Consider the following 25,496-nt stretch of genomic DNA (forward strand, 5'->3'; position numbering starts at 1 on the left):
CCCGTTTTCTATGCTAAAATAGATAACAAAGGGACGTGAAGCGGTTACATGGTAATGTGACGGAAAGCCGAAAAACAGTCGTAAAAAATGCGGAATCCAGGAAAGCAAAGGGGGATTTGTACGTGAGTGAACCAACGATAGGCAAACGCACGCCATTATTTGATTATTATAAAGCGAACGGCGTGAAGCTGATTGATTTCGGGGGATGGGAGATGCCGATCCAATTTTCCGGTATCCTTGCCGAGCATGAGGCTGTCCGTGAACGCGCCGGACTGTTCGATTGTTCGCATATGGGGGAGATTGAAATATCCGGTGGGGAAGCGGAAAGCTACCTGAACGGGCTGCTGACGAATGCTGTCAGCGTGATGAGCAGCGGACAAGCCCAATACAATATCATGTGTTATCCGGATGGCGGGGCAGTGGATGATGTCATCCTTTTCAAAATGGACGAAGAAAGTTACCTGTTGGTCTGCAACGCGTCCAACACGGATAAAGTCTATGCATGGATGCAGCAAAACAAAGGGTCGGAAGCGATCCTCAAAAATATTTCCGACAGCATCGGCCTGCTCGCCCTGCAAGGACCGTCAGCCATCAAGATCCTGAAGGAACTGACGGACGCCGATCTGGATGCCATCGGAAATTACCATTTCATCGCGGACCAGGAAGTGGCAGGAATTCCGCATGTCTTGATTTCAAGGACGGGCTACACAGGTGAAGACGGCTTTGAATTGTACCTTTCGGGTGAACAGACCGCGTTCTTATGGGGAAAAATGTTGGCGGCCGGGGAAGCCTACGGTGTGTTGCCTTGCGGACTCGGTTCGCGGGACACGCTCCGCCTGGAAGCAGGGATGCCGCTCTACGGGCATGAATTGTCCGAGCAAATCAATCCGTTGACTGCGGGCTTGGGCTTCGCGGTCAAGACGAAAAAAGCGAGCGACTTTATCGGAAAAGCTGCCTTGACGGCAATCCGCGAGAACGGAACGACCGAAAAAATCGTCGGTTTCGAAGCAACCGAAAGAGGGATCCCGCGCGAAGGATACAAAGTCTTTTCATCGGATGGGGAAGAAATCGGAATCGTCACTTCCGGAACACAATCGCCGACTTTGAATAAAAGCATCGGGATGGCCTTGCTGAAGTCGGATGCGGCCACCATCGGAACGGAAATCCAGATCGAAATACGCAACAAACGCATCCAAGCGACAATCATTCCGAAACCATTTTATAAAAGGATGAAAAGCTGAACGGGTTCGTTCAGCTAACCATCATTATTGAATAAAGATAAATTTTTTAATTCTCTATAAACAATAAACCAGCGCACTGCGCGGAAGGATGATCAAAATGGCAGACCACAAAAATTTTTATTACACGAAAGAGCATGAATGGGTAGAAAAAATCACGGAAGACACCGTACGCATCGGCATCACCGAGCATGCGGCGGAACAGTTGGGCGACATCGTGTTCGTGGATTTCGTGGCCGATCTGGATGCGGAATTGGCCAAAGGGGACGAAGCGGTCACTGTCGAATCCGTAAAATCCGTCTCGGAAGTCTATGCACCGGTGTCCGGAACGGTGACGAAACAAAACGAAGCCTTGGCTGATGCGCCTGAAACCGTCAATGCGGAAGCTTTTGCAGGCGGCTGGATGTACGAAATGCGCTTGAGCGATGCCAGCGAATTGGATGAATTGTTGAGCTACGACGAATACGAAGCATTCGTGGCCGAGGAGGAAGCCTAATATGACTGAGGAGCAATTCCGTTATTTACCAGATACAGCCGAAGATGAAAAGGAAATGCTGGCTGTCATCGGGGTCGAAAGCATGGAGGACCTGTTTACGGACATCCCGGAAGCGATCCGCCTGAAGGAAGAGTTGGCGATTCCGGCTGCCGTCTCCGAATCGGAACTTTTGAAGCAAATGAAGGCTTTGGCCGAAAAAAACGTCAGTGCTGGGCAGATGCCGATTTTCATGGGTGCCGGCACCTACGATCATTACATTCCGAGCGTGGTCGATGCGGTGATTTCGCGCTCCGAATTTTATACAGCCTATACGCCTTATCAGGCGGAAGCCAGTCAAGGGGAGCTGCAGGCGATTTTTGAATTCCAATCGATGATCAGCGAATTGACGGGGATGGAAGCGACAAACTCTTCCTTATATGATGGCTTCGCTTCCTTGAGCGAAGCAGTCGGTTTGGCAGCGGCCGTCACGAAACGTAATGAAATCGTGCTTTCGCAGGCGGTCCATCCGAATGCCCGTGCCGTCGTCCACGCTGCCGCAAAAGGACGCGGCCTGGAAGTCATCGAGGTATTGATGGAGAAGGACGTCACCAACTTCAATGTCACAAGATGCCTGACGACGCCGGATACCGCCGCGATTGTCGTCCAGTATCCGAATTTCTTCGGATCGGTCGAAGATTTGGCTGTCGTCAAAAAGATCGCCGAGGACAAAGGGGCGCTGTTGATCGTGATGGCCAATCCTTTGGCGTTGGGGATACTGGAAGCGCCCGGAAACTTGGGTGCGGATATCGTTGTCGGTGACACGCAGCCGTTCGGGTTGCCGATGTCATTCGGCGGTCCGCACTGCGGTTATTTCTCCGTCAACCAAAAGCATATCCGTAAAGTACCCGGCCGGATCGTCGGGGAAACCGTAGATGCTGATGGGGAGCGCGCTTTTGTGCTGACGCTCCAAAGCAGAGAGCAGCATATCCGACGTGAAAAAGCGACTTCCTACATGAGTTCGAACCAAGCCTTGAATGCGTTGGCTTCTGCCGTCTGCATGGCAGCCCTCGGGAAGCAGGGCGTCCAGGAAATGGCGCAGCTGAACGTCGACAAAGCGGCTTATTTTTCCCAAGCTTTGCAGGATAAAGGCTTCGCGATCCTGAACCAGTCGCCGTTCTTCAATGAGTTCGTCATCGATCTGCCTTTCCCGGCTGAAGAAGCGAATCAGGCTTTGCTCGAAGCGGGCATGATCGGCGGCTACAGTTTGGCGGAAACCTATAAAAAGCCGAATCAGTTGTTGGTTTGTGCCACCGAAAAACGCACGAAGGAAGAGATCGACCGATTCATTGCGGTATTGGAGGGTGTGAACCATGCGTAAAACGAAAAATGTGATTTTTGAATTAAGCCGTCCGGGGCGCGTAGGCTACAGCCTGCCGAAGAGCGATGTCCCCAAAATGGATTTCAAAGCAAAACTGCCGGAGCATCTTGTCCGCAAACAGCCGGCCGAACTGCCGGAAATCAGCGAACTGCAGCTGATGCGCCATTACACCAATCTTTCCCAGGACAACTTTGGCGTGGAAAACGGCTTTTATCCGCTGGGTTCCTGCACGATGAAATACAACCCGAAAATCAATGAAGTGACCGCCCGTTTGGACGGTTTCGCCAACATCCATCCGTATCAACCAGTGGAGACCGTCCAAGGCGCACTGCAACTGATGCATGAACTGCAGGATGATCTGGCGGTCATCACCGGTATGGACGGTGTTTCCCTGCAGCCGGCAGCCGGAGCGCACGGCGAATGGACAGGGCTAATGATGGTGCGTGCCTACCATGGAAAAAATGGCGACCTGCAACGCACGAAAGTCTTCGTGCCGGACAGCGCCCATGGGACCAACCCATCCAGTGCGCACATCGCGGGCTTCGATGTGGTAAGTATCCCGTCGACCGCTGAAGGCCTGGTCGATCTCGAAGCTTTGCGCAATGCAGTCGATGACCAGACTGCTGCCTTGATGCTGACGAATCCGAATACATTGGGGTTATTCGAACGCGACATTGTCCAGATTGCCGAAATCATCCATGGTGCCGGTGGATTGCTGTATTACGACGGTGCGAACCTGAATGCCATCATGAGCAAAACGACGCCCGGCACGATGGGCTTCGATATCGTCCATCTGAACCTGCACAAGACCTTCAGCACACCGCATGGTGGCGGTGGCCCGGGAGCTGGTCCGGTAGGCGTAAAAGCATACTTGAAGGAGTTTCTGCCGATCCCGAGAGTGGAAAAGACGGAAGAGGGCTATGTGCTGAACAGCGATCATCCCGCTTCAATCGGTCCGGTCAAAGGCTATTATGGCAACTTCGGCGTCCTAGTCAGGGCGTACACCTACATCCGCACGATGGGTCCAATCGGTTTGCGCAAAGTATCCGAGAGCGCCGTGCTGCATGCGAATTACCTGCGCAAGCTTCTCGAAAATGATTTCGACACGCCGTACCCGGTCATCTGCAAACACGAATTCGTCCTCTCCGGAAACCGCCAGAAAAAAGGCGGCGTGCGGACCTTGGACATGGCGAAACGCTTGTTGGACTACGGCTATTACGCTCCGACCGTATATTTCCCGCTGATCGTCGAGGAAGCTTTGATGATCGAACCGACGGAAACCGAAAGCAAGGAAACGCTCGATGACTTTGCGGACGCACTGATCGCGATTGCGCGCGAAGCCGCAGAAACACCGGAAACCGTCACCCAGGCCCCGCATCATACATCGGTCAGACGACTGGATGAAGTGCGCGCCGCAAGGGTGATTAAGGTTAAATACTGATTTGATTCCAAAAAAAGAACATCTGAAGGGCTGCCTCGACGAGGCAGCCCTTCAGATGTTTTGTGGCCGCAGCAGGCGGCCCGAGTCGGATATAAGTTTGTTTGTCGGGATTTCGGATCGGAATGTTGGTCAAAAACCCGACAGAACGTCAATGTGTCGGGATTTCGGATCGGAATGTTGGTCAAAATCCCGAGAGAATGCCCCCGCGTCGGGATTTCGGATCAAAATGTTGGTCAAAATCCCGAGAGAATGCCCCCGCGTCGGGATTTCGGATCGGAATGCTGGTCCAAAACCCGAGAGAACGCCCCCGTGTCGGGATTTCTTTTGACATTTCTGCGCGAAGCTTATTGTGCGACAGTCTGCTCCAGCAACAGGTTCATGTTCAGGAAGCCACGCTCGCTTTTTAGTTGGAAAGCATGTTTGGTGGCGTTGAAGTCAACAACATTGTCGCTGTCGAGAAAAACCAGTGCCCATTTTTGGGCAGGCACTGGGCCGATGTTCGTTTCGATCACGGCATCGTATTCCGCCATTCCGGCATCATGGGCCTTCAGCATGAAGATGCCGGTGCTAGGGCAGCCGCAATCTTCGCCGACCGCATAGAACAGGCTGATGTCCTTGAGGTCGTAACGTTTTTGGATTTCCGCGATAGCGGAATCGGTAAAAGTGAATTTCATAATGTGATCCCTTTCTTTCTGTATGTTAACCGCAAGTGACCGTTCGGGGAAACTGACTTTTCGGTTGGACTTTCTTACATATAGTATACGACATATCAACCAAAAAACAAAAAAAGCCATCTTCCAAATGGAGGATGGCAAGACTTCTTATGTTAAAGGAAAGTATAAAACATTTCGAATACAAAAGTGCATCACCGATGGTGTATCACAGGTGTGCAAAATGTTTCATGCATCCAAAAATATTGGCTAGCTTCACGGGTTAGCCCTTCGGAAATTAGATAAATCGTACCTATTGCGCTCTACGATGCTCAGTTGCATGGGGCTCTTAGGGATTCATCCCTTAGAGCCCCAGTACAAGGTGACCGAAGGGAACGTTGCAAGGCACGATTTCCTAAATTTCTTTCAGGGCTGAACGAACCCGTTCGGCTTTTCTAATCTGCTTTTACGGTTTGTTTTCGTTTGCGGATATACCAAATGATGACGGCAATCCCGATAATAGCGATGATGACGTAGGCGATGTTGGAATAGATATCCATGTAATGGACGATCATTTCCCATTGCGAGCCTACCGCTGCCCCCAAATAGATCAGGACGGTGTTCCAGATGACGGTACCGACAGTCGTGAACAGAAGGAAAAGACCGAAGTTCATGTTCGCCATTCCGGCTGGTAAAGAAATCAAGCTCCGGATCAACGGCACGAAGCGGCAAAAGAAGACTGTCCAGAAACCGTAGCGGTCGAACCATGAATCCGCTTTGTGGATATCCTCATGCGTGATGCGCAGGATATTGCCATATTTGTCGACGATTTTATCCAATCTTTCGACATCCAAAAGCGTACCGACACCATAAAGGATCGCAGCCCCGACTACAGCACCGATTGTTGCGGCCACGATCATCAAGGGAATATTGAGCTCCGTAGTGGTTGTCATAAACCCGCCAAAAGTCAAGATGACTTCAGAAGGGATCGGTGGAAAAAGATTTTCGATCATAATCAAAAATGCTACTCCGAAGTAGCCAAATTGTTCCATAATACTTTGAATCCAAGCTTCGATAGTGATTCACTCCTCCAAAAATTAGTTCTATATTATTCTAATGTTCTAATCTAACTATACACGAAGCATCAGCATTTTCAATTTATTTTGAACAATCTTAAGAAAATCCTATTGGAATGATTGCTGCCCAATCATGCCCAAGAACTGTCGCAACGCGCATTTTCCGAATCGTTCTTTTTACATCGATAAGCAATTTTGGTAGAATTAAAAGTATATGGCTTGAAATTGAAGAAGAGGCGGGGAGAAGCTTTGGTAAATAAAGAAAAATCAGCCCGATTGTTTTGGACGTTGTTCAAATCAACGTTTGTGCTAAGCGCATTTACTTTCGGCGGCGGGTATGTCATCGTGCCGTTGATGCAAAAGAAATTTGTGGAGGAACTCAAGTGGATCGAATCGGACGAAATGCTGGACCTGGTCGCCTTGGGGCAGTCCGCGCCGGGTGCGATCGCCGTCAACACGTCCATTTTGGTCGGCTACCGGATGGCGGGTTTGCTGGGGGCATTAGTGACGGTCTTCGGGACGGTTGCGCCGCCACTTATCATCATCACGATCATTTCCTATTTTTACATGAATTTCCGTGAAAATCCGATCGTGGATGCTTTGATGATCGGGATGCAGGCCGGTGTAGCGGCAGTCATCGTCAATGTCGTCATCGGCATGGTCAGCGGCGTCATCAAACAACGGGATGTTGTGAATACGCTGTTGCTGTTGGCGGCCTTCGTCGCATCGTATTTCTTCGATGTGCATGTCGTCCTGATCATTTTCCTAGCAGGCTTGGTCGGTTTCATCAATCTGAGCTACAGGGCGAAGATGGGGGTGGGCAAATGATTTATTTGCAATTATTCTGGTCCTTTTTCCAGATAGGCTTATTCACGATCGGCGGAGGCTATGCATCCTTGCCGCTGATCCGCGATGAAATTGTCGTGAACCAAGGCTGGCTGACGATGCAGGAATACACGGACATCATCACGATTTCACAGATCACCCCGGGTCCTATCGCCATCAATTCGGCTACTTTCGTCGGTACCAAAGTGGGCGGTTTTGCCGGAGCGGTTGTCGCTACGATGGGTACGGTCACACCATCGATCATTCTTTCGCTGATTCTGGCATGGGCCTACTATAAGTACCGTGACATCAAAATCATGCAAGGAATCCTCGGCGGGCTCCGGCCGGCAGTCGTGGCTTTGATTGCCGCGGCTGGTCTGGCGCTCTTTGTGGCTGCCTTATTCCAATCCGGCGGGACAGCAATCGGCGGCATCACCATCAATTTCCTGGCGGTGGCCATCTTCCTTGCCGCCCTGTATGCACTACGGACGACGAAAATCGACTCAATTTGGCTCATCCTGGTCTCGGGAGCCGTGAGCATCCTTTTCCAGTTATTCAGCTGACAGGGTGTATAATGAAAGACAGCACATTCGCTTCTTTAATATTGAAGAAAGAAGAAAGGAACTTGTCATGACGTCAAATCGTACAGATAAAGAGCTTCAGTCCAAAAAGAATCTGCCTAAGAAATGGCACGGTCTGAAACCGTCACGCTTTGCGAAGTACCGCAGCTGGATCAACAGTGGCAGCCCAGGGATCTGCGGCACTTATTGCAGCGCCGTGTTGGTGCATGATGCGGTTCTGCATAAATACAAGCATTCCCTGGATAAAGATACGCTGTTGGCGGGCTTGCTGACGGTCGTTGACGAATTTCTGCCCTACAAAGGGACCTTCTTCTGGGATGTGCAGCACGGACTGAAATCCTTGCTGGCGGACATTCCGGATTGGACTGTCAAATCGGGCCTTATCACGGAAAAAATCGTGCCGGCGTTGCTTGATCGACCGGAGCCGGTTCCGGTCATTGTGGGAACGACGCGGCTGTTCAACAGCAAGTACAAAAACCATTGGGTAGTCGTCTATGCGTATGGCTACAATGATGACGGAAAGCTTTTCTATAAGGCCTACGATAACCATGGCCGCTATCAGGCCATTTTGCCGGCAGCGCAGACGATCGGTTGTGTCTGGCTGAAAGAAAAAAATAAGAATACGTAGCTATTATTGGAGGAACATAATGAGGGAATATGATTTTATCGCCATCGGAGGCGGCAGCGGCGGCATCGCAACAATGAATCGCGCGTCAGAATATGGCGCCAAAACAGCTGTCATTGAAGGGGATTTATTGGGAGGAACATGCGTGAACATCGGTTGCGTACCGAAAAAAATCATGTGGTACGCGTCCCAGATTTCCGAGGCAATCCACAAATACGGACCAGATTACGGGTTCGATACAGGCGCGCATAAAATCGACTTCCCGACCTTGCTGAAGAACCGGGATGCCTACGTTGAACGTTCCCGCAATTCTTACCAAGCCGGATTCGAACGCCGCAATGTCGATGTGATCGAAGGGTTCGCCAAATTTGTCGACAACCATACGGTGGAAGTGAATGGGGAACTGATCCGCGCCAAACATATACTGATCGCAACCGGCGCAAAACCGATCCGTCCGCGGATACATGGCGCAAAATACGGTGATGTTTCCGATACATTCTTCGAATGGACTGAACTGCCCGAGAAAGTCGCAGTCGTCGGTGCGGGCTACATCGCTATCGAATTGGCTGGTGTGCTGCATAATTTGGGCGTGGACACGCACCTTTATGTCCGTTATGATACACCACTGCGCAAATACGATGACATCATCATTGAAGGCCTTATGCAGGAAATCGAAAAGGATGGTCCGACGTTGCATACGCACGCTGTTTCCAAATCCGTCGAAAAGAATGCGGATGGTACTTTGACGTTGCATCTCGAGGATGGCAGATCGGAAGTCTTCGACAAAATCATCTGGGCGATCGGCCGGACAGCTAACATCGACGGGCTTAATATCGAAGCGACGGATGTGAAAGTCAGCGACAAAAAATTCATCATCGTCGACGAATACGAGAACAGTTCGGTCGATGGCATCTACGCAGTCGGGGATGTGAACGGCAAGAACATGCTGACGCCGGTAGCGATCGCAGCCGGACGCAGACTGTCGGAACGGTTGTTCAACAACAAGCCGAACGAAAAGCTGGATTACGACAACATCCCGACCGTGATCTTCAGCCATCCGCCGATCGGCAGCATTGGATTGAGCGAAAAAGACGCTGTGACCAAGTTCGGAGCGGATCAGGTAAAAGTCTACAAGTCCACATTTGCATCGATGTACACGGCCGTTACAGCCCATCGTCAGCTAGTGAAGATGAAACTGGTCTGCGTTGGCGAAAATGAACAAGTCATTGGTCTCCACGGCATCGGCTACGGCGTCGATGAAATGATCCAAGGCTTCGCCGTAGCCATCAAAATGGGCGCCACCAAAGCCGACTTCGACAACACCGTCGCCATCCATCCCACCGGAGCGGAAGAATTTGTGACGATGCGATAGAAATTGAGAAATGCCAATTAGCTCACCGTTCGTTGGAGAAAACGGATGGCTATAAAAAATATAACCCAACTCCTTACCCGGATTCCTACAAAATTAAGAACTTAGACTTTTGATTTGCTTTTTCTTCCCCGTCGTTTATTGTGAATAGGAATTGAATAGAAGTTTTTCCGTAAGGGAGTAACTAGCAGCCATGCTGCGGCAATGCCAACAATAAGTAGATCCGAGAGGGTCTTCTGGTGTTGCCTTAAATAGTGAGACTTATGCCTACCGTTTCTTGAGAGAGACGGTAGGCGTAAGTCTCTTTTTTATTACTCAGTTGCGGAGGAAAGTGGGTGAAAACGGCAAAACAAAATGCGGGCCATCTGCACAAAAACAAGCCGGGGGAAACATCCTTGGAGGCATACCAAAAGAGTCTGGAGACCATTTTTGCGGAAATAGGGAGCAGCAAGGATGGGCTCGACATACGGACCGTCGAAACGAGACAGGCCGAGTATGGGTTCAATGAACTGGAGACGAAAGAACGGGATTCGGTGCTGAAGTTGTTTGTTGAGACTTTCAAGGATGCAATGGTCATGGTGTTGCTGGCTGTCGCCGCAATTCAGATGGTCGTGGGGCATGCGGCGGAATCTTTGATTATTTTCGCTGTTCTGATGATCAATGCGATCGTCAGTGTCATCCAGACGCGAAAAGCAGAAGGTTCGTTGGATGCATTGAAGAGCTTGTCCGCCGGCGATTATGTCCCTGCGGATGGCCGTCTGTTTGAAGCCGGTTCGCTGAAGGTGGATGAAGCGATGCTGAACGGTGACGTGTTGCCGTTGACAAAGGAACTACTGGAAAAAATCAAAGAACAGAATGAACAGTTCTCGCATCGCGCCCTTCGTGTATTGGCTTTCGCCTACAGGCCGTTGGATGAAAACGAGGCACTTGATTTTAATGTGGAACATGACCTGATCCTAGTCAGCATCGCCATGGGCAGCGGAACGGATGTAGCGAAAGAGGCGGCAGCAATGGTGCTGACCGACGATAATTTCGTTTCCATCGTCAGCGCGGTCGGAGTCGGCCGGAACGTCTACGACAACATCAAGAAAGCCATCGCTTATCTCTTCTCTGGAAATCTGGGGGCGATCATCGCGATCATCGCGGCGCTCTTGATGGATTGGGTGAATCCGTTCACTGCTCTGCAGCTGCTGTTCATCAACTTGGTCAATGATTCCATTCCCGCGATTGCTTTGGGGATGGAGAAGGGTGAGCCTGACGTGATGTCCCGCAAACCAAGGAATCCAAACGAGGGGATTTTTTCGGGCGACACGCTCGTTTCGGTCATCTACCGCGGGGTATTGATCGGGGCAGCCGTCATCCTTTCACAATACATCGGACGCGGCTACTCGGCTGAGATGAGTGTAGCCATGGCGTTCTCAACTTTGATCATCGCCCGCACCTTGCAGACATTCCCGGCTCGTTCGAATTCCCAGACGGCGATCGGCGCAGGCTTCTTTGCCAACAAATATGTCCTTTATGCTGTAGCATTCTGCAGCACCCTGTACGCAGTGACGTTGCTGCCGGCGGTGCGCGGCATCTTCTCGATACCGGCCGACTTCGGTTGTGTGCATTTCGGGATGGCAGCAGGATTGGCCTTGGCAGCTGTCGCATTGATGGAAGTGACGAAGCTGATCATCAAAAGAGCCAAAAACTGATAAACTGACTAACAAATTAAGCCGAGACATATTTCTCCCGTTAATATCGAGGGAATTATCTATAAAAGGTAAAATAATGCATAGTTGGTTATTCTTGGTTTCTCTACGTTAGTCTGTCTGGTCGTGTAGGACTGGACCGGATTCCGGTTGCTTTTGAACCGTGGAACAGATTCCGTAGCTCAGACCCTTCCCCGCATCCTTTTAGACTTTGTTCCATCATTTCTTGAGGTGGGAGTCTTCTGGCGGAAATTGATAAAAAGTGACATTTTGCTAATAACGAACTGATTCTTTTATGAGCGAAGGAATAAGTAAATTTGAGATTGAACAAATGTGCAGAGCCTTGAGAGAATAAGGACGATAATTTTTCAAGATATAATTATTTTCAGACTTAAAGGGTTTTTGATTTTTAAGGGAAAAGCCAAGCTAAAACCAAAGGTGGAATTGAGTTAGTCAAAAAAAATCAGGACAGCTCTCTTCGGAAACGTTCAAGTCGAATTTGAGGCTGCTATTAAATCAGTAATAGATATTGGAGTTATCAATACCTACTCTGATATCAGCATTAAAACAGCAGAAAAAATCATAGCTATTGTTGTTGGTCGAACTATTGATAAAATTTAGTGTAATAAATTTGGAAAACTTCGAAAAGGATTTTAACCAGTCTAAAAGTAAGTCAATAACAATACCTCTTTTTGGAGTGTTGTAATTGGCTTATTTTTGTATAATGTGTAAACATATTATATAGAAGGCAAATAGATTGATTAGTGCCCTTAGGTGAAGTTTGATGCGTAACTCTAAGTTGTGTGGCAACTGGAAAATCCACTAGTAAATAACGTTAGCATTAAAATTTAGGTTTTTGATTTTGAATACTAGAAAATAGTAACGCAATTTCTAACGGTTTGGTTCGACCAATATTTGGTTGGTTGACAGACAAATTAAAACTATCAAAAGCAATGTTCTTGTCATATGCATTTATCCTTACGTCTTCTGTCACTGGAGTTTTGACTACAGGCAGGCTATTGGATGCCACTGGCAACCATGATTCGATAGTTTGTTATATTTTGATATTATGCATTTTAGAGGTGTTTTTACAGTTAAATTCATGTGGGATAACATTTCGAAAGGGGGGATAATAGATGAGAATATTCGAAAACCGCAACATAGTTTTTGTGACAAAACCCAGTAAAGAAAGTGTCGTTAGTCCAATAATGGAAAAAGAAACCAGGTGTAATGTAATTGTCAAGAGCATATTTGACCCTGACAAACTCGGCACATTCTCGAGAGAATACAATCGCACTGAATATCGCAGGTATTAGAATTAACGAGGGACCATAAACAAACTATAACCATATGCTTACAAATTCTTATGAGGATGTATTGGAATTTGAAAAATAATTGTATTCCCAGAGCACCATTTGATTCTTCGTGTTTAGTGCCTAAGAATGCTAAGTTTTTTGCTTAACTCATATTGATTTCCAAGAAAGAAGGATGGGTATGATGAATTTTTATGCAAAATCAAAAGATGAAATTATACATGAATTCCAAATTGGCACAGAAGGACTTGATGATATTCAAGTTGAAAACATGCGTATCAAATATGGTTCTAATGAGTTACTGGAAAGACAAAGGTCAACGCCGTTCATCGTTTTTTTGTTACAGTTTAACGACTTCTTGATATGGATACTTTTAGTAGCCGCAGTGCTGTCAGGTGTTTTAGGGAAGTTAGAAAGTACGCTTGTTATTGCTGTGGTCGTTCTTATCAATGCAATACTGGGAACGGTCCAACACTTGAAGGCAGAAGAGTCTCTATCTGCGTTAAAGGCGTTGTCGGCACCTAAATCCAAAGTGATAAGAAACGGCGAGACTGTGACAATTGACTCAAAAGATGTTGTTGTTGGGGATTTGATGCTTGTTGAGTCAGGGGACTTCATAGCTGCAGACGGAAGAATCATTGATTCATTTAGTCTAAGAGTGGACGAAAGCTCACTAACAGGTGAATCAGTAAGTGTTGAAAAAGATACTTTACTCATTGATGAAACAGACTTATCTCCTGGAGATCAGCATAACATGATTTTTTCTGGAACGCATATCACTTATGGGCGAGGCCGGGCTATTGTTACAAGCGTTGGCAGGGGTACAGAAATTGGTAAAATCGCAACCTTAATTGAGGAGGCAACGGAAAAAGAAACGCCTCTGCAAAAAAGTCTCGATGAATTCGGGAAAAAGTTGGCTATGATAATTATTGCAATCGCTGTATTGGTATTTGCCCTGAATTTATACAGAAACAATGCCCTTGTTGATGCGATGATGTTTTCTATATCCCTTGCAGTAGCGGCAATACCTGAAGCATTGAGTTCAATCATCACAATCGTATTAGCTGTTGGTACCAGAAGGATGGCTCAGGAGAATGCGATTGTAAGAAAGTTGCATGCAGTTGAAGGCTTAGGAAGCGTATCTGTGATTTGCTCAGACAAAACCGGCACACTGACTCAGAATAAAATGTCAGTAAAAAGGATATACACAAGAAGTCAGCTATTCAAAGATAATGAATTGGACATTCAAAGAGAGCATGATTTAAGGCTATTGTTGATGGCAATGCTATGTAATGATTCTATTACAAATGAGCATAATGAAATTGGTGATCCAACAGAGATTGCCCTAGTTAAACTAGGGGAAATATACGGAATGGATGAACTAGAGGTTAGACGACAGTATAAGCGAATATCAGAGTTGCCGTTTGATTCCAACAGAAAACTGATGAGTACGCTACATGATATTGAAGGTAAACGCCTGATGATTACAAAAGGTGCGATGGACGTCATTCTAAGAAGAACAACTATGATAGATGATGCAAATCAAATTAGTCCACTATCACCTGAAGTTCAAGAAGAAATAGAGCGAATGAATAATCTTTTAAGTAAGGAGGGACTGCGTGTCCTTGCTTTTGGATACAAGGAATTAATTAATGATAAATTGGATATCGATGACGAATCTGGACTGACGTTTATGGGGCTGATAGCTATGATGGATCCTCCTCGACCAGAGTCAAAAAAAGCAGTATCTGATTGTCGCAAGGCCGGCATACGAACAGTTATGATAACGGGAGATCACATTGTTACAGCATCAGCTATAGCAAAGGAAATTGGTATTTTGGATGAGTCCACTCAAGCTATTGAAGGATACCGACTTGAGTCAATGAGCGATGAAGCTCTTAAGGAAATTGTTCCAACAGTATCGGTCTATGCAAGAGTTTCTCCAGAACATAAAATCAGGATAGTGCGAGCCTGGCAAGAGTTGGGTTTTTCGGTCGCAATGACTGGAGACGGCGTTAATGATGCCCCCGCGCTGAAACAGGCCGATATCGGTGTAGCTATGGGTATAACCGGTACAGAGGTTTCAAAAGATGCTGCTTCTATGGTACTCACTGATGACAATTTCGCAACTATAGCAAAAGCTATTAGTAACGGAAGAAACATTTACGATAATATAAAAAATGCGGTTAAATTTCTTCTTTCAGGAAACACTGCAGGAATTTTGGCAGTCCTTTTTGCTTCGCTGTTTAATCTCCCGGCCCCATTTGCTCCTGTCCATTTATTATTTATAAACCTAGTTACGGACAGCTTACCGGCTATTGCCATTGGCTTAGAAGCTCCAAACGCTGAAGTGATGAATTATAAACCTAGAGACATCAAAGAACCGCTTCTTACTAAACCATTTGCAATTGAAATTTTGATTCAAGGTTCATTGATCGCATCTGTGACTATGGTAGCATTCTATATTGGAATGCAAACATCTATAACTACGGCTACAACGATGTCGTTTGCTGTTTTGTGTCTTTCGCGCCTTGTTCATGGATTTAATTGCCGAACTAAGGAACCACTGACGTTCAATATATTATTTTCAAATAGATATATCTGGGCAGCTTTCATGATAGGTGCTTCACTTCTTGTGGCTGTACTTACTTGGAGCCCACTAAATAAACTATTTGAAATTGCCACTCTTACAAATGAACAGTATCTTATGGTTCTCGGACTTTCTATAATCCCATTAATATGCATACAGACTGTACGCAGAATTAGAAAGCGCAGATACCAATAAGATATCAATATACGGATTACGAATTGGAAGAAGCAACGAGAGATACCAAAGCACGGCGTCTTCACGACTGTTACCATGATATTCACCTTCATTTAAGCGGATACAAGATGAAAAAACCGCTCAGATTTTCGGACATATACGCAAATCAATAAGTTGCTATGACGCTTTACATCGCAAAACTAGTTTAGAATCATAGACCCTTCAACATTCCTTTACTGGGTCAACCAACAAAGAGGAACCATAATTGACCGTCCATTCGTACGAATGGACGGTCAATTATTTTATTCAACTGATACAAAGGTTAATTTCATAAAAGGTCCCAATCCCAGTTAAGAAGGATATTTCAACGGTTGCTATTTTGATTGTACAAATTGGATCTAAAGGAAGGATTTCGGAATGGGTGACAGAATGAATTTCGTGTTCGGTGTGTAAATGAACGGGGAGATGATGGTTTTTGTTGTGGCATATGAAAAGTGCCTTCTTAAATTGATACGTTTTTCCTACCACGAGGTGCGAATCATTTATATGCGTCTTTTGAATGTGGACTTACGGAATGATGCATGCCAGAGCTGAAAAAGTACTGTCGACATATGGCCGTATACAAAGAAATAGCCGAATACTTGCGAAAAAATCGCGTTGTATATCGGCTACTTGTGTTGCGTTAATTTAATTTTTAGGAACTAATTACTTATGAAGCCACGCGCCAACGCTGAAGCTCCCAAGTAACTAGTTTCTAAAGTGAAAGTCGCACATAAAGTGGTTTTTCAGCCATCCTTGAGGCTTATTTCGTTATTTTATTGACTTTATCGTCGTATCCGATACCGCGCAAGACTGCTTTCATAATCTCGACGAATGGGATAACCGACAAGGCAGCCAGGATTACGATCATCCATTGTTGGCCGGTTATGTCGTAGATACCGAAGATTCTGTTCAAACCAGGCGTGAATGCTACCATCAGCATCAATGCCAACGACAGCAGGATTGCGTAGTTGAACATTTTATTGCCGAACGGGTTGACCGAGAACAATGATTTGAAGACTGATTTACAGTTGAAGGCATGCGACAATTGGATGAACCCTAATGTCAAGAAGGCCATTGCTTCACCGATGTGCAATTCGAAACCGTAGTGGATAGTTGCCAACCAGAATACGAACAAGGTGATGGCACCTTCGTAGATACCTTGGTAGATCATGCTGGCGAAGACGCCGTTCGAGAAGAAGTTGGAAGAACGGCCACGAGGCGCTTGTTCCATAACATCTTTCTCAGCTTCTTCCAAACCTAAAGCGATAGCAGGGAATACGTCCGTAACCAAGTTGATCCACAGCAAGTGGATTGGTTCAAGAATCTGCCATCCCAAGATAGTAGCGATGAACAACGTCAATACTTCACCCAAGTTAGCGGAAAGCAAGTATTGAACCGCTTTTTGGATGTTTGCGAAAACTTTACGTCCTTCTTCAACCGCGTGAACGATTGTGGCAAAGTTATCGTCAGCCAATACCATATCGGAAGCGCCCTTAGATACTTCCGTACCTGTGATACCCATACCGATACCGATGTCAGCTTGTTTCAATGAAGGTGCATCGTTGACGCCGTCACCAGTCATGGCAACCACTTTACCGTTATCTTGCCAAGCTTTGACGATACGTACTTTATGCTCAGGAGAAACACGCGCGTATACAGAGTAGTTCTGAACTGTGCGCAAGAAATCATCATCAGAGATAGTATTCAATTCAGCACCGGTGATGACCGCTTCAGCAGAAGAGTTCGCATCCAAAATGCCTAAACGTGTTGCGATAGCGGAAGCCGTGTCTCTGTGGTCACCCGTGATCATGACGGTACGGATACCAGCTTTTTGTGCTTGAGCGATCGCTTGTTTAGCTTCCGGACGCTCAGGGTCGATCATACCGATCAGACCGGCAAAGACCAAGTCGGTTTCGACTGCTTCTGTCGTCATTTTTGCAGGTACAGCAGCGACGTTTTTGAATGCCATTGCCAATACACGCAAGGCTTGGATTGCCAAGCTGTGGTTTGTGTCCAGGATTTCTTTTCTGTCAGCATCTGTGATCGGTGAAACGACGCCAGCTTTGATGATGTGCGTGCAACGTTTCAACAATTCATCAGGAGCCCCTTTTGTAGCGATCATGAATTGGTTGCCTTCAGGGTGGATCGTTGACATCAATTTACGGTCTGATTCAAAAGGAACTTCAGCAACACGCGGCATATCAACCAATTTGGCTGAAAGGTCAAAACCTTTTTCCAAACCGTATTGAACCATCGCTGTTTCGGTAGGGTCACCGATCAAAGATTTGTCGTTGGCGATTTTTGTGTCATTCGCCAAGTTCATGATCTTCATGACAGGCAATTCCAAGTCAATGTTTTCATCGGCATCGTGAACTTGGCCATCATAGTATACTTTTTCGATCGTCATTTTGTTTTGAGTCAATGTACCGGTTTTGTCGGAACAGATGACTTCAGTACCACCCAGCGTTTCAACGGCCGGCAATTTACGCACAAGCGCATTTCTGCTTGCCATTTTTTGCGTACCCAACGCCAAGATGATCGTCGTGATGGCCGGTAAACCTTCAGGAATGGCGGCAACGGCAACGGAGATGGAAACCATCAACATATCCAACCAAGGACGGCCATTGAAACCAAAGCCGATGATGAACATCACTACAGCAACCAACAAAATCAGGACGGTCAAAGATTTACCCATTTGATCTTGGTTGATCTGCAGGGGCGTTTTCTTCTCTTCAGCGTTTTGCAGCATGTTCGCGATATGTCCGACTTCCGTGTTCATCCCTGTAAGGACGACGACACCTTCCGCACGGCCATAAGTAACGTTTGTGCTTGAGAACGCCATGTTCTTGCGGTCACCCAAAGCAGCATCGGTTTCAACGTCGCGCAAGTCTTTTTCGACTGGTACAGACTCACCAGTCAAAGCAGCTTCTTCAACTTTAAGTGAATTTACATCGTAAAGGCGGATATCTGCAGGAACAACATCTCCGGCTTCTAATACGATGATGTCACCAGGCACAAGCAACTCAGACTTGACTTGGATGATTTCTCCGCTACGTTTTACGTTAGCAAGAGGCGAAGCCATTTTCTTCAAAGCTTCGATCGCTTCTTCAGCTTTGTTCTCTTGGAAGACGCCTAAGAATGCGTTGATGATGACAACAGCCAAGATGATGATAGCATCAGCGATTTCATGACCGATAGTACCAGAAATGATAGCTGCAGCCAATAGAACGAGAATCATGAAATCCTTGAATTGATCCAAGAATTTTTGCAGAGTTGTGCGTTTTTCACCTGCTTCCAGTACGTTCTCGCCATACTCAGCCAATCTCTTCGCTGCTTCTTCTTTGGAAAGTCCGTTTCTAGTTGAATTAAGTTCAGCTAAGACTTCCTCTTCCGTTTGCGCGAAGAACGCTTTATTCAGTTGTTCTTTTGACACAGTATTTCCCCTCTCTTGACCTGAATGTAGTAGTGTTAAAATGAAAAGAGACCTATGCATAAAATTGTCTGTCAGACAACACTGTATGCATAAGTCTCACTATTTAAGGTAACACCAGCAGATAGGATTACTCTACTTATTGTTGACGTTACCACAGCCTTGTACTGCTAGTTACTCCCCTATGGAGATATTCAGTTTAACACTCGGATTTATTATATCGACAAAATCAGGTAATCGCAACAATTTATTACCGGAAATGAAAACATTTAAAAAAAAAGACATATTTCCGCATCAATCGGAAATATGCCTATTCTCATTAAATCAGTGCCAGGATAATGAAGTTAGCCAGGAATAAAGCCGAAGTGAACCACACGATCGGGTGGATTTCGTACGATTTTCCTTTTACGACTTTCACGATGCAGAAGAAGAAGAAGCCAGCTGCGATACCGTAGGAAATGCTGTAAGAAAGACCCATGAAGATGGATGCGAAGAAGGCAGGGATCGCATCTTCCAGATCATGCCAGTTGATTTCCGCGAACGAACCCATCATCAAAATACCGACGAGGATCAAAGCTGGAGCCGTTGCGGCAGCAGGCACGACCCCAATCAGAGGCGCGAAGAACGCGCTGATGATGAACATACCGGCAACAACAACCGCAGTCAAACCTGTACGACCGCCAGCACCGATGCCGGCAGCACTTTCGACGTAAGTAGTTGTATTGGAAGTACCAAAAATTGAACCGATTACTGTACCGACAGAATCGGCGAACAATGCTTTATCCATTTTCGAGCTGAATCCGGATCCTTCTTCAAGCGCTTTTTCATCTTCAGCAGAGAAGATGCCCGTGCGACGGCCGGTTCCGATGAATGTACCGATCGTATCGAACGTATCGGAAAGGCTGAATGCGAAGATGGTCATCAATACTAAAGGCAATTGGGAAGCATCAGAGAAAAGAGACAAAAGACCTTCTGAACCGAAGGCGGCACCGAAAGTGGTACCTAATTCTGAGATAGCAGTCCCAAGCGAGTTTGCTTGCAGGCTTGCTGTTGAAATATCAACAACACCCATCGGGATACCCAATAAAGTAGTCGCAACGATACCGATAAGGATCGCACCACGTACATTTTTGACCATCAGGACAGCCGTAATGATCAAACCGATCAAGGCCAACAAAGCAGGCATTTGCGTGAAATTGACCAATGCAGGGACGATGCCGCCGCCTGTCACAACTGCTCCTACACCGCCAGCGAACGTTTCAGCTGTTGCGTCATAAGGAGCGCCATTGATGGCTGTGATGGTGCTGGAATCGGAAGTGAATTCCAAAAAGCCGGCATTTTTGATCCCGATATAACCGATGAAGATACCGATACCGCCGCTGATTGCGTGCTGCAGGCTCTCAGGGATCGATTTGATGATCATTTTTCTTACTTTAGTGACCGTGATGAAAACATTGAGCAGCCCACAGATGAATACCATGGCCAAAGCTTGTTGCCAAGAAAAGCCAAGTGAGAAGACGACCGTGTAAGTGAAGAAGGCGTTCAGGCCCATACCCGGTGCCAAAGCATAAGGTACGTTGGCGAAAAGGCCCATCACCAATGTGCTGACTGCAGCGGAAATGATTGTCGCCAAGAAGACTGCTTGGCTAGGCATCCCTGATAAAGAAAGGATTGCAGGGTTGACGAAAATGATATACGACATTGCGAAGAAAGTTGTGATCCCGGCAACGACTTCTGTGGAAACTGTTGTTCCGTGTTCTTTGAGTTTAAAGAAATTTTCCATTTTGAAAAGATCTCCCATCTGAATTTTTTTCGGCAGCGACAGGAAACAGGTACAATAAATGATTTCAGATGCTTTCCTTGCTTGCCATTCGACTATTATAACCAATCACCCAAAAGCTTGCAATAAATAAGTGAATGATTTAATCGTTTTATCACTTTAATGTTCGGTATTTGCTAAAATAGGAAATGAAAGCGCATCAAAAACGCCATCCTTACATCTTAACGTTAGCTTTTCGGGAAAATTTGGTATTTTTTGAGAAATCTGCTTGAGCAGGAAAGCGGGTGATATGCTAAAATGTAAGGTAGCGAAACAGTCTAGTCGAGAGAAGGTGCGGATCATGAAAGACGAAGTGTTTGTGGTGGGTGATGTCCATGGGGAGATCACTTTACTGAAGAGATTATTGGAAAAGTGGGACCGGGAGAAGCAGCAGCTGATTTTTATCGGCGATCTGGGGGACCGTGGCGAGAATTCGAAGGCCTGTTTTCTGCTGGCTAAGGAGCTTGTCGAAAAGTATGGTGCCATCTATCTGAAGGGCAATCATGAGGCTATCCTGCTGAATTTTATCGCAAAGCCGGAGGAATACGCCGGCAATTATTTTCTGAACGGCGGTTTGGGTTCCCTTGAAAGTTTTCTGCATGCGCGCATCAACGAGGAGTATTCGCCGACCGAAATCGCGCTGATGATGAAACACTACTACAAGGATCTGCTTGCATTTTTGGCGGAGCTTCCTCTGTATTATGAATGGGAACAATACGTGTTCGTCCATGCCGGCGTCGATCTGGGCAAAAAGGACTGGCACGACAGCACCGAGGAGGATTTCCTCTGGATCCGCGAACCGTTCCACAAAAAGCCCAACCGCACCGGTAAAACGATCGTGTTCGGGCACACCCCGACTTTTTACTTCCACGGCGACAATGACATTTCGGATCTGTGGATTTCGGACGGCAAGATCGGCATCGATGGCGGGGCCGTCTACGGTGGATCGCTGCACGGCGTCGTGTTCGACAAAAACGGACTGAAGGAAGACTATATCGTACAAAAAAGATGAGTTGGTCGAAAAGGCAGGCTCATCCGAAAGGCAGGAATAAACAAAAATGACAGAAACCGCAGAAAAAATCGTCTTGGACTTGGTCAAGGCCGAGTTGAACCAATTCAGACCCGCACAAATAGAAAAAGTATTGGCGCTTTTGGGGGAGGGCAATACCGTCCCTTTCATCGCCCGTTACCGTAAGGAAGCGACCGGTTCGCTCGATGAAGTCGAGATCCGCGAAATCGAGGAGCGCCACCAGTACGCAACGAACCTGCATAAACGCAAAGAAGAAGTCATCCGCATCATCGCGGAACAAGACAAACTGACGCCGGAATTACGGGCAAAGATCGAACGCGCCGACAAGATGCAGCGCGTCGAAGACCTGTACCGTCCCTATAAACAAAAGCGCCGCACGAAAGCGGCCATCGCCCGGGAAAAGGGACTGGCTCCTTTTGCAGAGTGGCTATTGGCGGGTCCTACTGGCGGATCAGTCGAGGCGAAAGCCAAAGAATTCCTGAACGAGGAGATGGAACTTTCTACTATAGAAGACGTGTTGGCCGGAGCCCATGAAATCATCGCCGAAATCGTCAGCGACGAACCGGCTTACCGCGAACACATCCGCGAATTCACGCGCAAGAACGGCCAGTTTGTCAGCACGGCGAAGGACGCCGAAAGCGACGAGAAGGGCGTCTTCGAGATGTACTACGATTTTTCGCAAGGCGTCGCCACGGCTGTACCGCATCGCGTCCTGGCTATGAACCGCGGCGAAAAAACCGGCATCCTGAAAGTTGCGATCGTGGTCGATGAAGAAAAAATCTTCGCTTATCTAGCGAAAAAAGTGCTGAAGAATCCGCAAAGCATCGCGGCGCCGATTGTGCAAGCCGCCTATGAGGACAGCTACCGCCGTTTCATCAGCCCGGCCATCGAACGCGAACTGCGCAACGAATTGACTGAAGCCGCAGACGCACAGGCGATCGATGTCTTCGGCGACAACCTGCGCAACTTGTTGCTGCAGCCGCCTATGAAAGGGAAAACCGTGCTCGGACTGGATCCGGCTTACCGCACCGGCTGCAAATTGGCGATTGTGGATGCAACCGGCAAAGTTTTGGCGAAGACCGTCATCTATCCGCACAAACCGGCCAACCAAGAAAAGCGCGCCGCTGCCGGCCCGGCTTTCCGCAAGCTGTTGCAGGATTATAACGTGGAAATGGTCGCCATCGGCAATGGGACCGCAAGCCGCGAATCTGAGCTGTTCACCTCCGAGCAGATCAAGCAAGTGCCGAATACGGTCTATTACGCCATCGTCAACGAGGCGGGCGCTTCGGTCTATTCTGCCAGCGACATCGCCCGCGAAGAATTCCCTGATTTCCAAGTCGAGGAACGCAGCGCCGTCAGCATCGCCCGCCGTTTGCAGGATCCATTGGCCGAACTGGTCAAGATCGATCCGAAATCAGTCGGCGTCGGCCAGTATCAGCATGACGTTTCTCAAAAACAATTGGGCGAGCGCCTGGACTTCGTCGTCGAAACTGCCGTGAACCAGGTCGGCGTCAACCTGAACACAGCCAGCGCACCGCTGCTGCAGCATGTCGCCGGTCTGAACAAGACGATCGCCAACAACATCGTGGCCTTCCGCGAAGAGAACGGTGCCTTCGATAGCCGCCAACAGCTGAAGAAAGTGCCGCGCCTGGGACCGAAAGCCTTCGAACAATCGGTCGGCTTCATGCGCATCGTCGACGGCAAGAACATACTCGACAACACGGACATCCATCCGGAATCCTATCCAGCCGCCAAGGAACTGTTGGCACTTGCCGGCCTCAGCCTGAAGGACGTAGGCACCGATCGCGCCCGCGAAGACTTGGGGGCCCTGGACCGTGCGCAAGCCCGGGAAACGACTGGCCTCGGCAAAGAAACGCTGCAGGACATCATCACCGGCCTGACCAAACCCGGACGCGATCTGCGCGATGACATCGCCCAGCCGTTGCTGCGCCAGGATGTCCTGTCGATGGAAGACCTGAAGCCGGGCATGGAACTGCAGGGCACCGTCCGCAACGTCGTCGATTTCGGCGCCTTCGTCGACATCGGCGTCAAACAAGACGGCATGGTCCATATCTCCAAACTCAGCAATCGCTTCGTCAAGCATCCTTCAGATGTAGTCGCGGTCGGCGATATCGTTACCGTCTGGATCGATAGCGTCGATACGAACAAAGGCCGGATCGCTTTGACGATGCTAACGCAACAATAAGAATGAGGAACAAACAATGAACGAACAGGAATTGCAGCAGTTGGTGGAACACATTTCGATTACCATTTTCCGGAAACCGTTCCGCCACCGCGCCAGCTTCAACCGCCGACTGCGCACGACGGGCGGGCGCTACCACCTCAACAGCCACAATCTAGATTTCAATCCTTTGGTGCTGGAAGTGCATGGACTGGAGGAACTGGAAAAGGTCGTGAAGCATGAGCTCTGCCACTACCACTTGCATCTGGAAGGGCGGGGGTATCGGCATCGGGATGCGGATTTCCGGAACTTGCTGAAGGCGAGCGGGGGGAGCCGGTTTGTGAAGGACCTCCGCCCCGCGCCTGCTGAGGAAATTGCAGCCGCCCCGAAATGGCTCTATAGTTGCAGTGCATGTGGACAGAATTATCCGCGTAAGCGAAGGATCGATGTGAAGAAGTATGTTTGCGGGAAGTGCAAGGGTAAACTGCAAATGAAGGTTTAACATTAAGAATATATTATAAAATTAGTTGAATAAGGGCGCGATAGATATCAAAGGGTTGCATTACGCCAAGTAGCCTCCAAATTTTTTGCAGGGATTTTATAGTCATCTACAAATAATATTTATGCGGATGCAACAGACACCTATGAGAAAATATGGGACGGCGAAGCTTTACCCTTCATCAATCTGGATGATGACTATTCAAATGAGAATCTTCAGATACAACTTTGGGAGAAATTAGGAAATGGGGATTTTAAGAGTTTGTGGAAAGAGGACTATTAAGTGGTCAATAGTGGATCGCCTAATGTGTACTTTGATGTTGACTATGCAAGATGGTTTCCAAATCACAAAAGGGGTTGTAGCAGAAGGTCTGGAAGGCATCCAGTCAAATGTGGAATTAATCATGGGAAATAACTCGGAAGTTTATATTCTGAGTCTTTCAAAAGAGGTCATTGCCTCTGAAAAGTATGAGGATGTGGCAAATAAACTAGTGATCGATTTCAACGATCTGGTACTGTTGAAAGTGGGAATTTTCTCTTTTGAACCGACTGGAAATGAACCTGCACTTGTTTTGAATGTCAAGAATGTTTACAATATCGCAGTCGGTGATTATCCGGTCGACTACAATTATGAAGAATGCTCGTGTTAAGTATAAATTAATTGAGTAATAAAAGTAAGTAGGCATAAAATGGAGGGTCTTCATAGAACGATATACCGTGGAAATTGTGTTAGTTAAGGTGTGCAGGATGACACAAATAGAGAGTCGGTTGATGGGACGGCTATTCCTACCAACTGACTCTATTTTGTTGGCGTCATTTAACAAATCGACTGCTTTTAACAAAAGGGACGAAATCAGACGTTGACATCAATCCACTTCAAAAGTATAATGAAATAGTTAGTTTTGCGGTCATGGCGGAATGGCAGACGCGCCAGCTTGAGGGGCTGGTGGGAGTATCTCCCGTGGAAGTTCGAGTCTTCTTGGCCGCATAATAATACAAAAAAATAGGATTCCCTTCATCGCGTTGATGCAGAGAATCCTATTTTTGTCAGTACCAAATTTGTTAT

The 25,496-nt window shown here is 47.4% G+C and carries 18 protein-coding genes, 1 tRNA gene and 2 pseudogenes; 17 read left to right on the forward strand and 4 right to left on the reverse strand.

The annotated features are described in order from the left end of the window. Positions 1 to 122 precede the first annotated feature (122 nt). From gcvT to gcvPB, 4 genes are all read left to right on the forward strand, one after another. The gene (gene gcvT, locus C8U37_RS04255; RefSeq protein ID WP_245879754.1) at positions 123 to 1,241 is read left to right on the forward strand and encodes a glycine cleavage system aminomethyltransferase GcvT; all 1,119 of its coding nucleotides are present in this window, start codon (positions 123 to 125) and stop codon (positions 1,239 to 1,241) included. A gap of 97 nt (positions 1,242 to 1,338) precedes the next feature. Further along, positions 1,339 to 1,734, forward strand: coding sequence for a glycine cleavage system protein GcvH (gcvH, locus tag C8U37_RS04260; RefSeq protein ID WP_108032034.1), 396 nt, complete (start codon positions 1,339 to 1,341; stop codon positions 1,732 to 1,734). 1 nt (position 1,735) lies between these two features. Then, positions 1,736 to 3,091 carry an aminomethyl-transferring glycine dehydrogenase subunit GcvPA gene (gcvPA, locus tag C8U37_RS04265; protein ID WP_108032035.1) on the forward strand — a complete coding sequence of 452 codons (1,356 nt, stop codon included), beginning with the start codon at positions 1,736 to 1,738 and terminating at the stop codon, positions 3,089 to 3,091. Further along, the gene (gene gcvPB, locus C8U37_RS04270) at positions 3,084 to 4,532 is read left to right on the forward strand and encodes an aminomethyl-transferring glycine dehydrogenase subunit GcvPB (protein WP_108032036.1); all 1,449 of its coding nucleotides are present in this window, start codon (positions 3,084 to 3,086) and stop codon (positions 4,530 to 4,532) included. The genes gcvPA and gcvPB overlap by 8 nt, the downstream gene beginning before the upstream one ends. A gap of 344 nt (positions 4,533 to 4,876) precedes the next feature. On the opposite strand, the gene C8U37_RS04275 is transcribed toward gcvPB, so the two are convergent. After that, a complete protein-coding gene (locus tag C8U37_RS04275) occupies positions 4,877 to 5,206 on the reverse strand; it encodes an iron-sulfur cluster biosynthesis family protein (protein WP_170100187.1) in 330 nt (109 codons plus the stop codon). 431 nt (positions 5,207 to 5,637) lie between these two features. Continuing rightward, positions 5,638 to 6,234, reverse strand: a complete 597-nt coding sequence (locus C8U37_RS04280; RefSeq protein ID WP_211306124.1) for a DedA family protein — start codon at positions 6,232 to 6,234, stop codon at positions 5,638 to 5,640. Positions 6,235 to 6,507: 273 nt separating this feature from the next. Between C8U37_RS04280 and C8U37_RS04285 the strand changes: the two genes are divergently transcribed. From C8U37_RS04285 to C8U37_RS04320, 8 genes and pseudogenes are all read left to right on the forward strand, one after another. Further along, positions 6,508 to 7,086, forward strand: a complete 579-nt coding sequence (locus C8U37_RS04285; RefSeq protein ID WP_108032039.1) for a chromate transporter — start codon at positions 6,508 to 6,510, stop codon at positions 7,084 to 7,086. Then, a complete protein-coding gene (locus C8U37_RS04290) occupies positions 7,083 to 7,646 on the forward strand; it encodes a chromate transporter (protein ID WP_108032040.1) in 564 nt (187 codons plus the stop codon). The genes C8U37_RS04285 and C8U37_RS04290 overlap by 4 nt, the downstream gene beginning before the upstream one ends. 67 nt (positions 7,647 to 7,713) lie before the next feature. Further along, positions 7,714 to 8,292, forward strand: coding sequence for a dihydrolipoamide dehydrogenase (locus C8U37_RS04295; protein ID WP_108032041.1), 579 nt, complete (start codon positions 7,714 to 7,716; stop codon positions 8,290 to 8,292). Positions 8,293 to 8,311: 19 nt separating this feature from the next. Then, entirely contained in the window at positions 8,312 to 9,661 is a 1,350-nt protein-coding gene (gene gorA / locus C8U37_RS04300) for a glutathione-disulfide reductase (RefSeq protein ID WP_108032042.1), read from the forward strand. A 332-nt stretch (positions 9,662 to 9,993) separates the two neighbouring features. Continuing rightward, positions 9,994 to 10,248 (forward strand): annotated as a pseudogene (locus tag C8U37_RS14825) (cation-transporting P-type ATPase); the annotation flags it as partial. Between the two features lie 96 nt (positions 10,249 to 10,344). Further along, positions 10,345 to 11,355: pseudogene (locus tag C8U37_RS04305) on the forward strand (cation transporting ATPase C-terminal domain-containing protein); the annotation flags it as partial. Between the two features lie 459 nt (positions 11,356 to 11,814). Beyond that, on the forward strand, positions 11,815 to 11,973 hold the full coding sequence (locus C8U37_RS14830) for a Na-translocating system protein MpsC family protein (protein WP_108032143.1): 159 nt from the start codon (positions 11,815 to 11,817) through the stop codon (positions 11,971 to 11,973). Positions 11,974 to 12,846: 873 nt separating this feature from the next. After that, positions 12,847 to 15,450, forward strand: a complete 2,604-nt coding sequence (locus C8U37_RS04320; RefSeq protein ID WP_108032044.1) for a cation-translocating P-type ATPase — start codon at positions 12,847 to 12,849, stop codon at positions 15,448 to 15,450. A gap of 781 nt (positions 15,451 to 16,231) precedes the next feature. Here the strand turns inward: C8U37_RS04320 and C8U37_RS04325 are convergent. Together C8U37_RS04325 and C8U37_RS04330 are read right to left on the reverse strand one after the other, a co-directional pair. Continuing rightward, entirely contained in the window at positions 16,232 to 18,904 is a 2,673-nt protein-coding gene (locus tag C8U37_RS04325) for a cation-translocating P-type ATPase (protein ID WP_245879755.1), read from the reverse strand. A 316-nt stretch (positions 18,905 to 19,220) separates the two neighbouring features. Continuing rightward, the gene (locus C8U37_RS04330) at positions 19,221 to 20,684 is read right to left on the reverse strand and encodes an NCS2 family permease (protein WP_108032046.1); all 1,464 of its coding nucleotides are present in this window, start codon (positions 20,682 to 20,684) and stop codon (positions 19,221 to 19,223) included. A gap of 337 nt (positions 20,685 to 21,021) precedes the next feature. Between C8U37_RS04330 and C8U37_RS04335 the strand changes: the two genes are divergently transcribed. From C8U37_RS04335 to C8U37_RS04355, 5 genes are all read left to right on the forward strand, one after another. Then, positions 21,022 to 21,732, forward strand: coding sequence for a metallophosphoesterase family protein (locus tag C8U37_RS04335; protein ID WP_108032047.1), 711 nt, complete (start codon positions 21,022 to 21,024; stop codon positions 21,730 to 21,732). 46 nt (positions 21,733 to 21,778) lie between these two features. Further along, positions 21,779 to 23,956 carry a Tex family protein gene (locus C8U37_RS04340; RefSeq protein WP_108032048.1) on the forward strand — a complete coding sequence of 726 codons (2,178 nt, stop codon included), beginning with the start codon at positions 21,779 to 21,781 and terminating at the stop codon, positions 23,954 to 23,956. 16 nt (positions 23,957 to 23,972) lie between these two features. After that, positions 23,973 to 24,434, forward strand: a complete 462-nt coding sequence (locus tag C8U37_RS04345) for a SprT family protein (protein ID WP_108032049.1) — start codon at positions 23,973 to 23,975, stop codon at positions 24,432 to 24,434. A 301-nt stretch (positions 24,435 to 24,735) separates the two neighbouring features. Then, positions 24,736 to 25,080 (forward strand): hypothetical protein, encoded by a 345-nt coding sequence (locus tag C8U37_RS04350; RefSeq protein WP_108032050.1) that lies wholly within the window; start codon positions 24,736 to 24,738, stop codon positions 25,078 to 25,080. Positions 25,081 to 25,334: 254 nt separating this feature from the next. After that, positions 25,335 to 25,418, forward strand: a tRNA-Leu gene (locus C8U37_RS04355). Positions 25,419 to 25,496: the final 78 nt, after the last annotated feature.

This window comes from Trichococcus patagoniensis, from assembly GCF_003051085.1.
GTDB lineage: Bacteria > Bacillota > Bacilli > Lactobacillales > Aerococcaceae > Trichococcus > Trichococcus patagoniensis.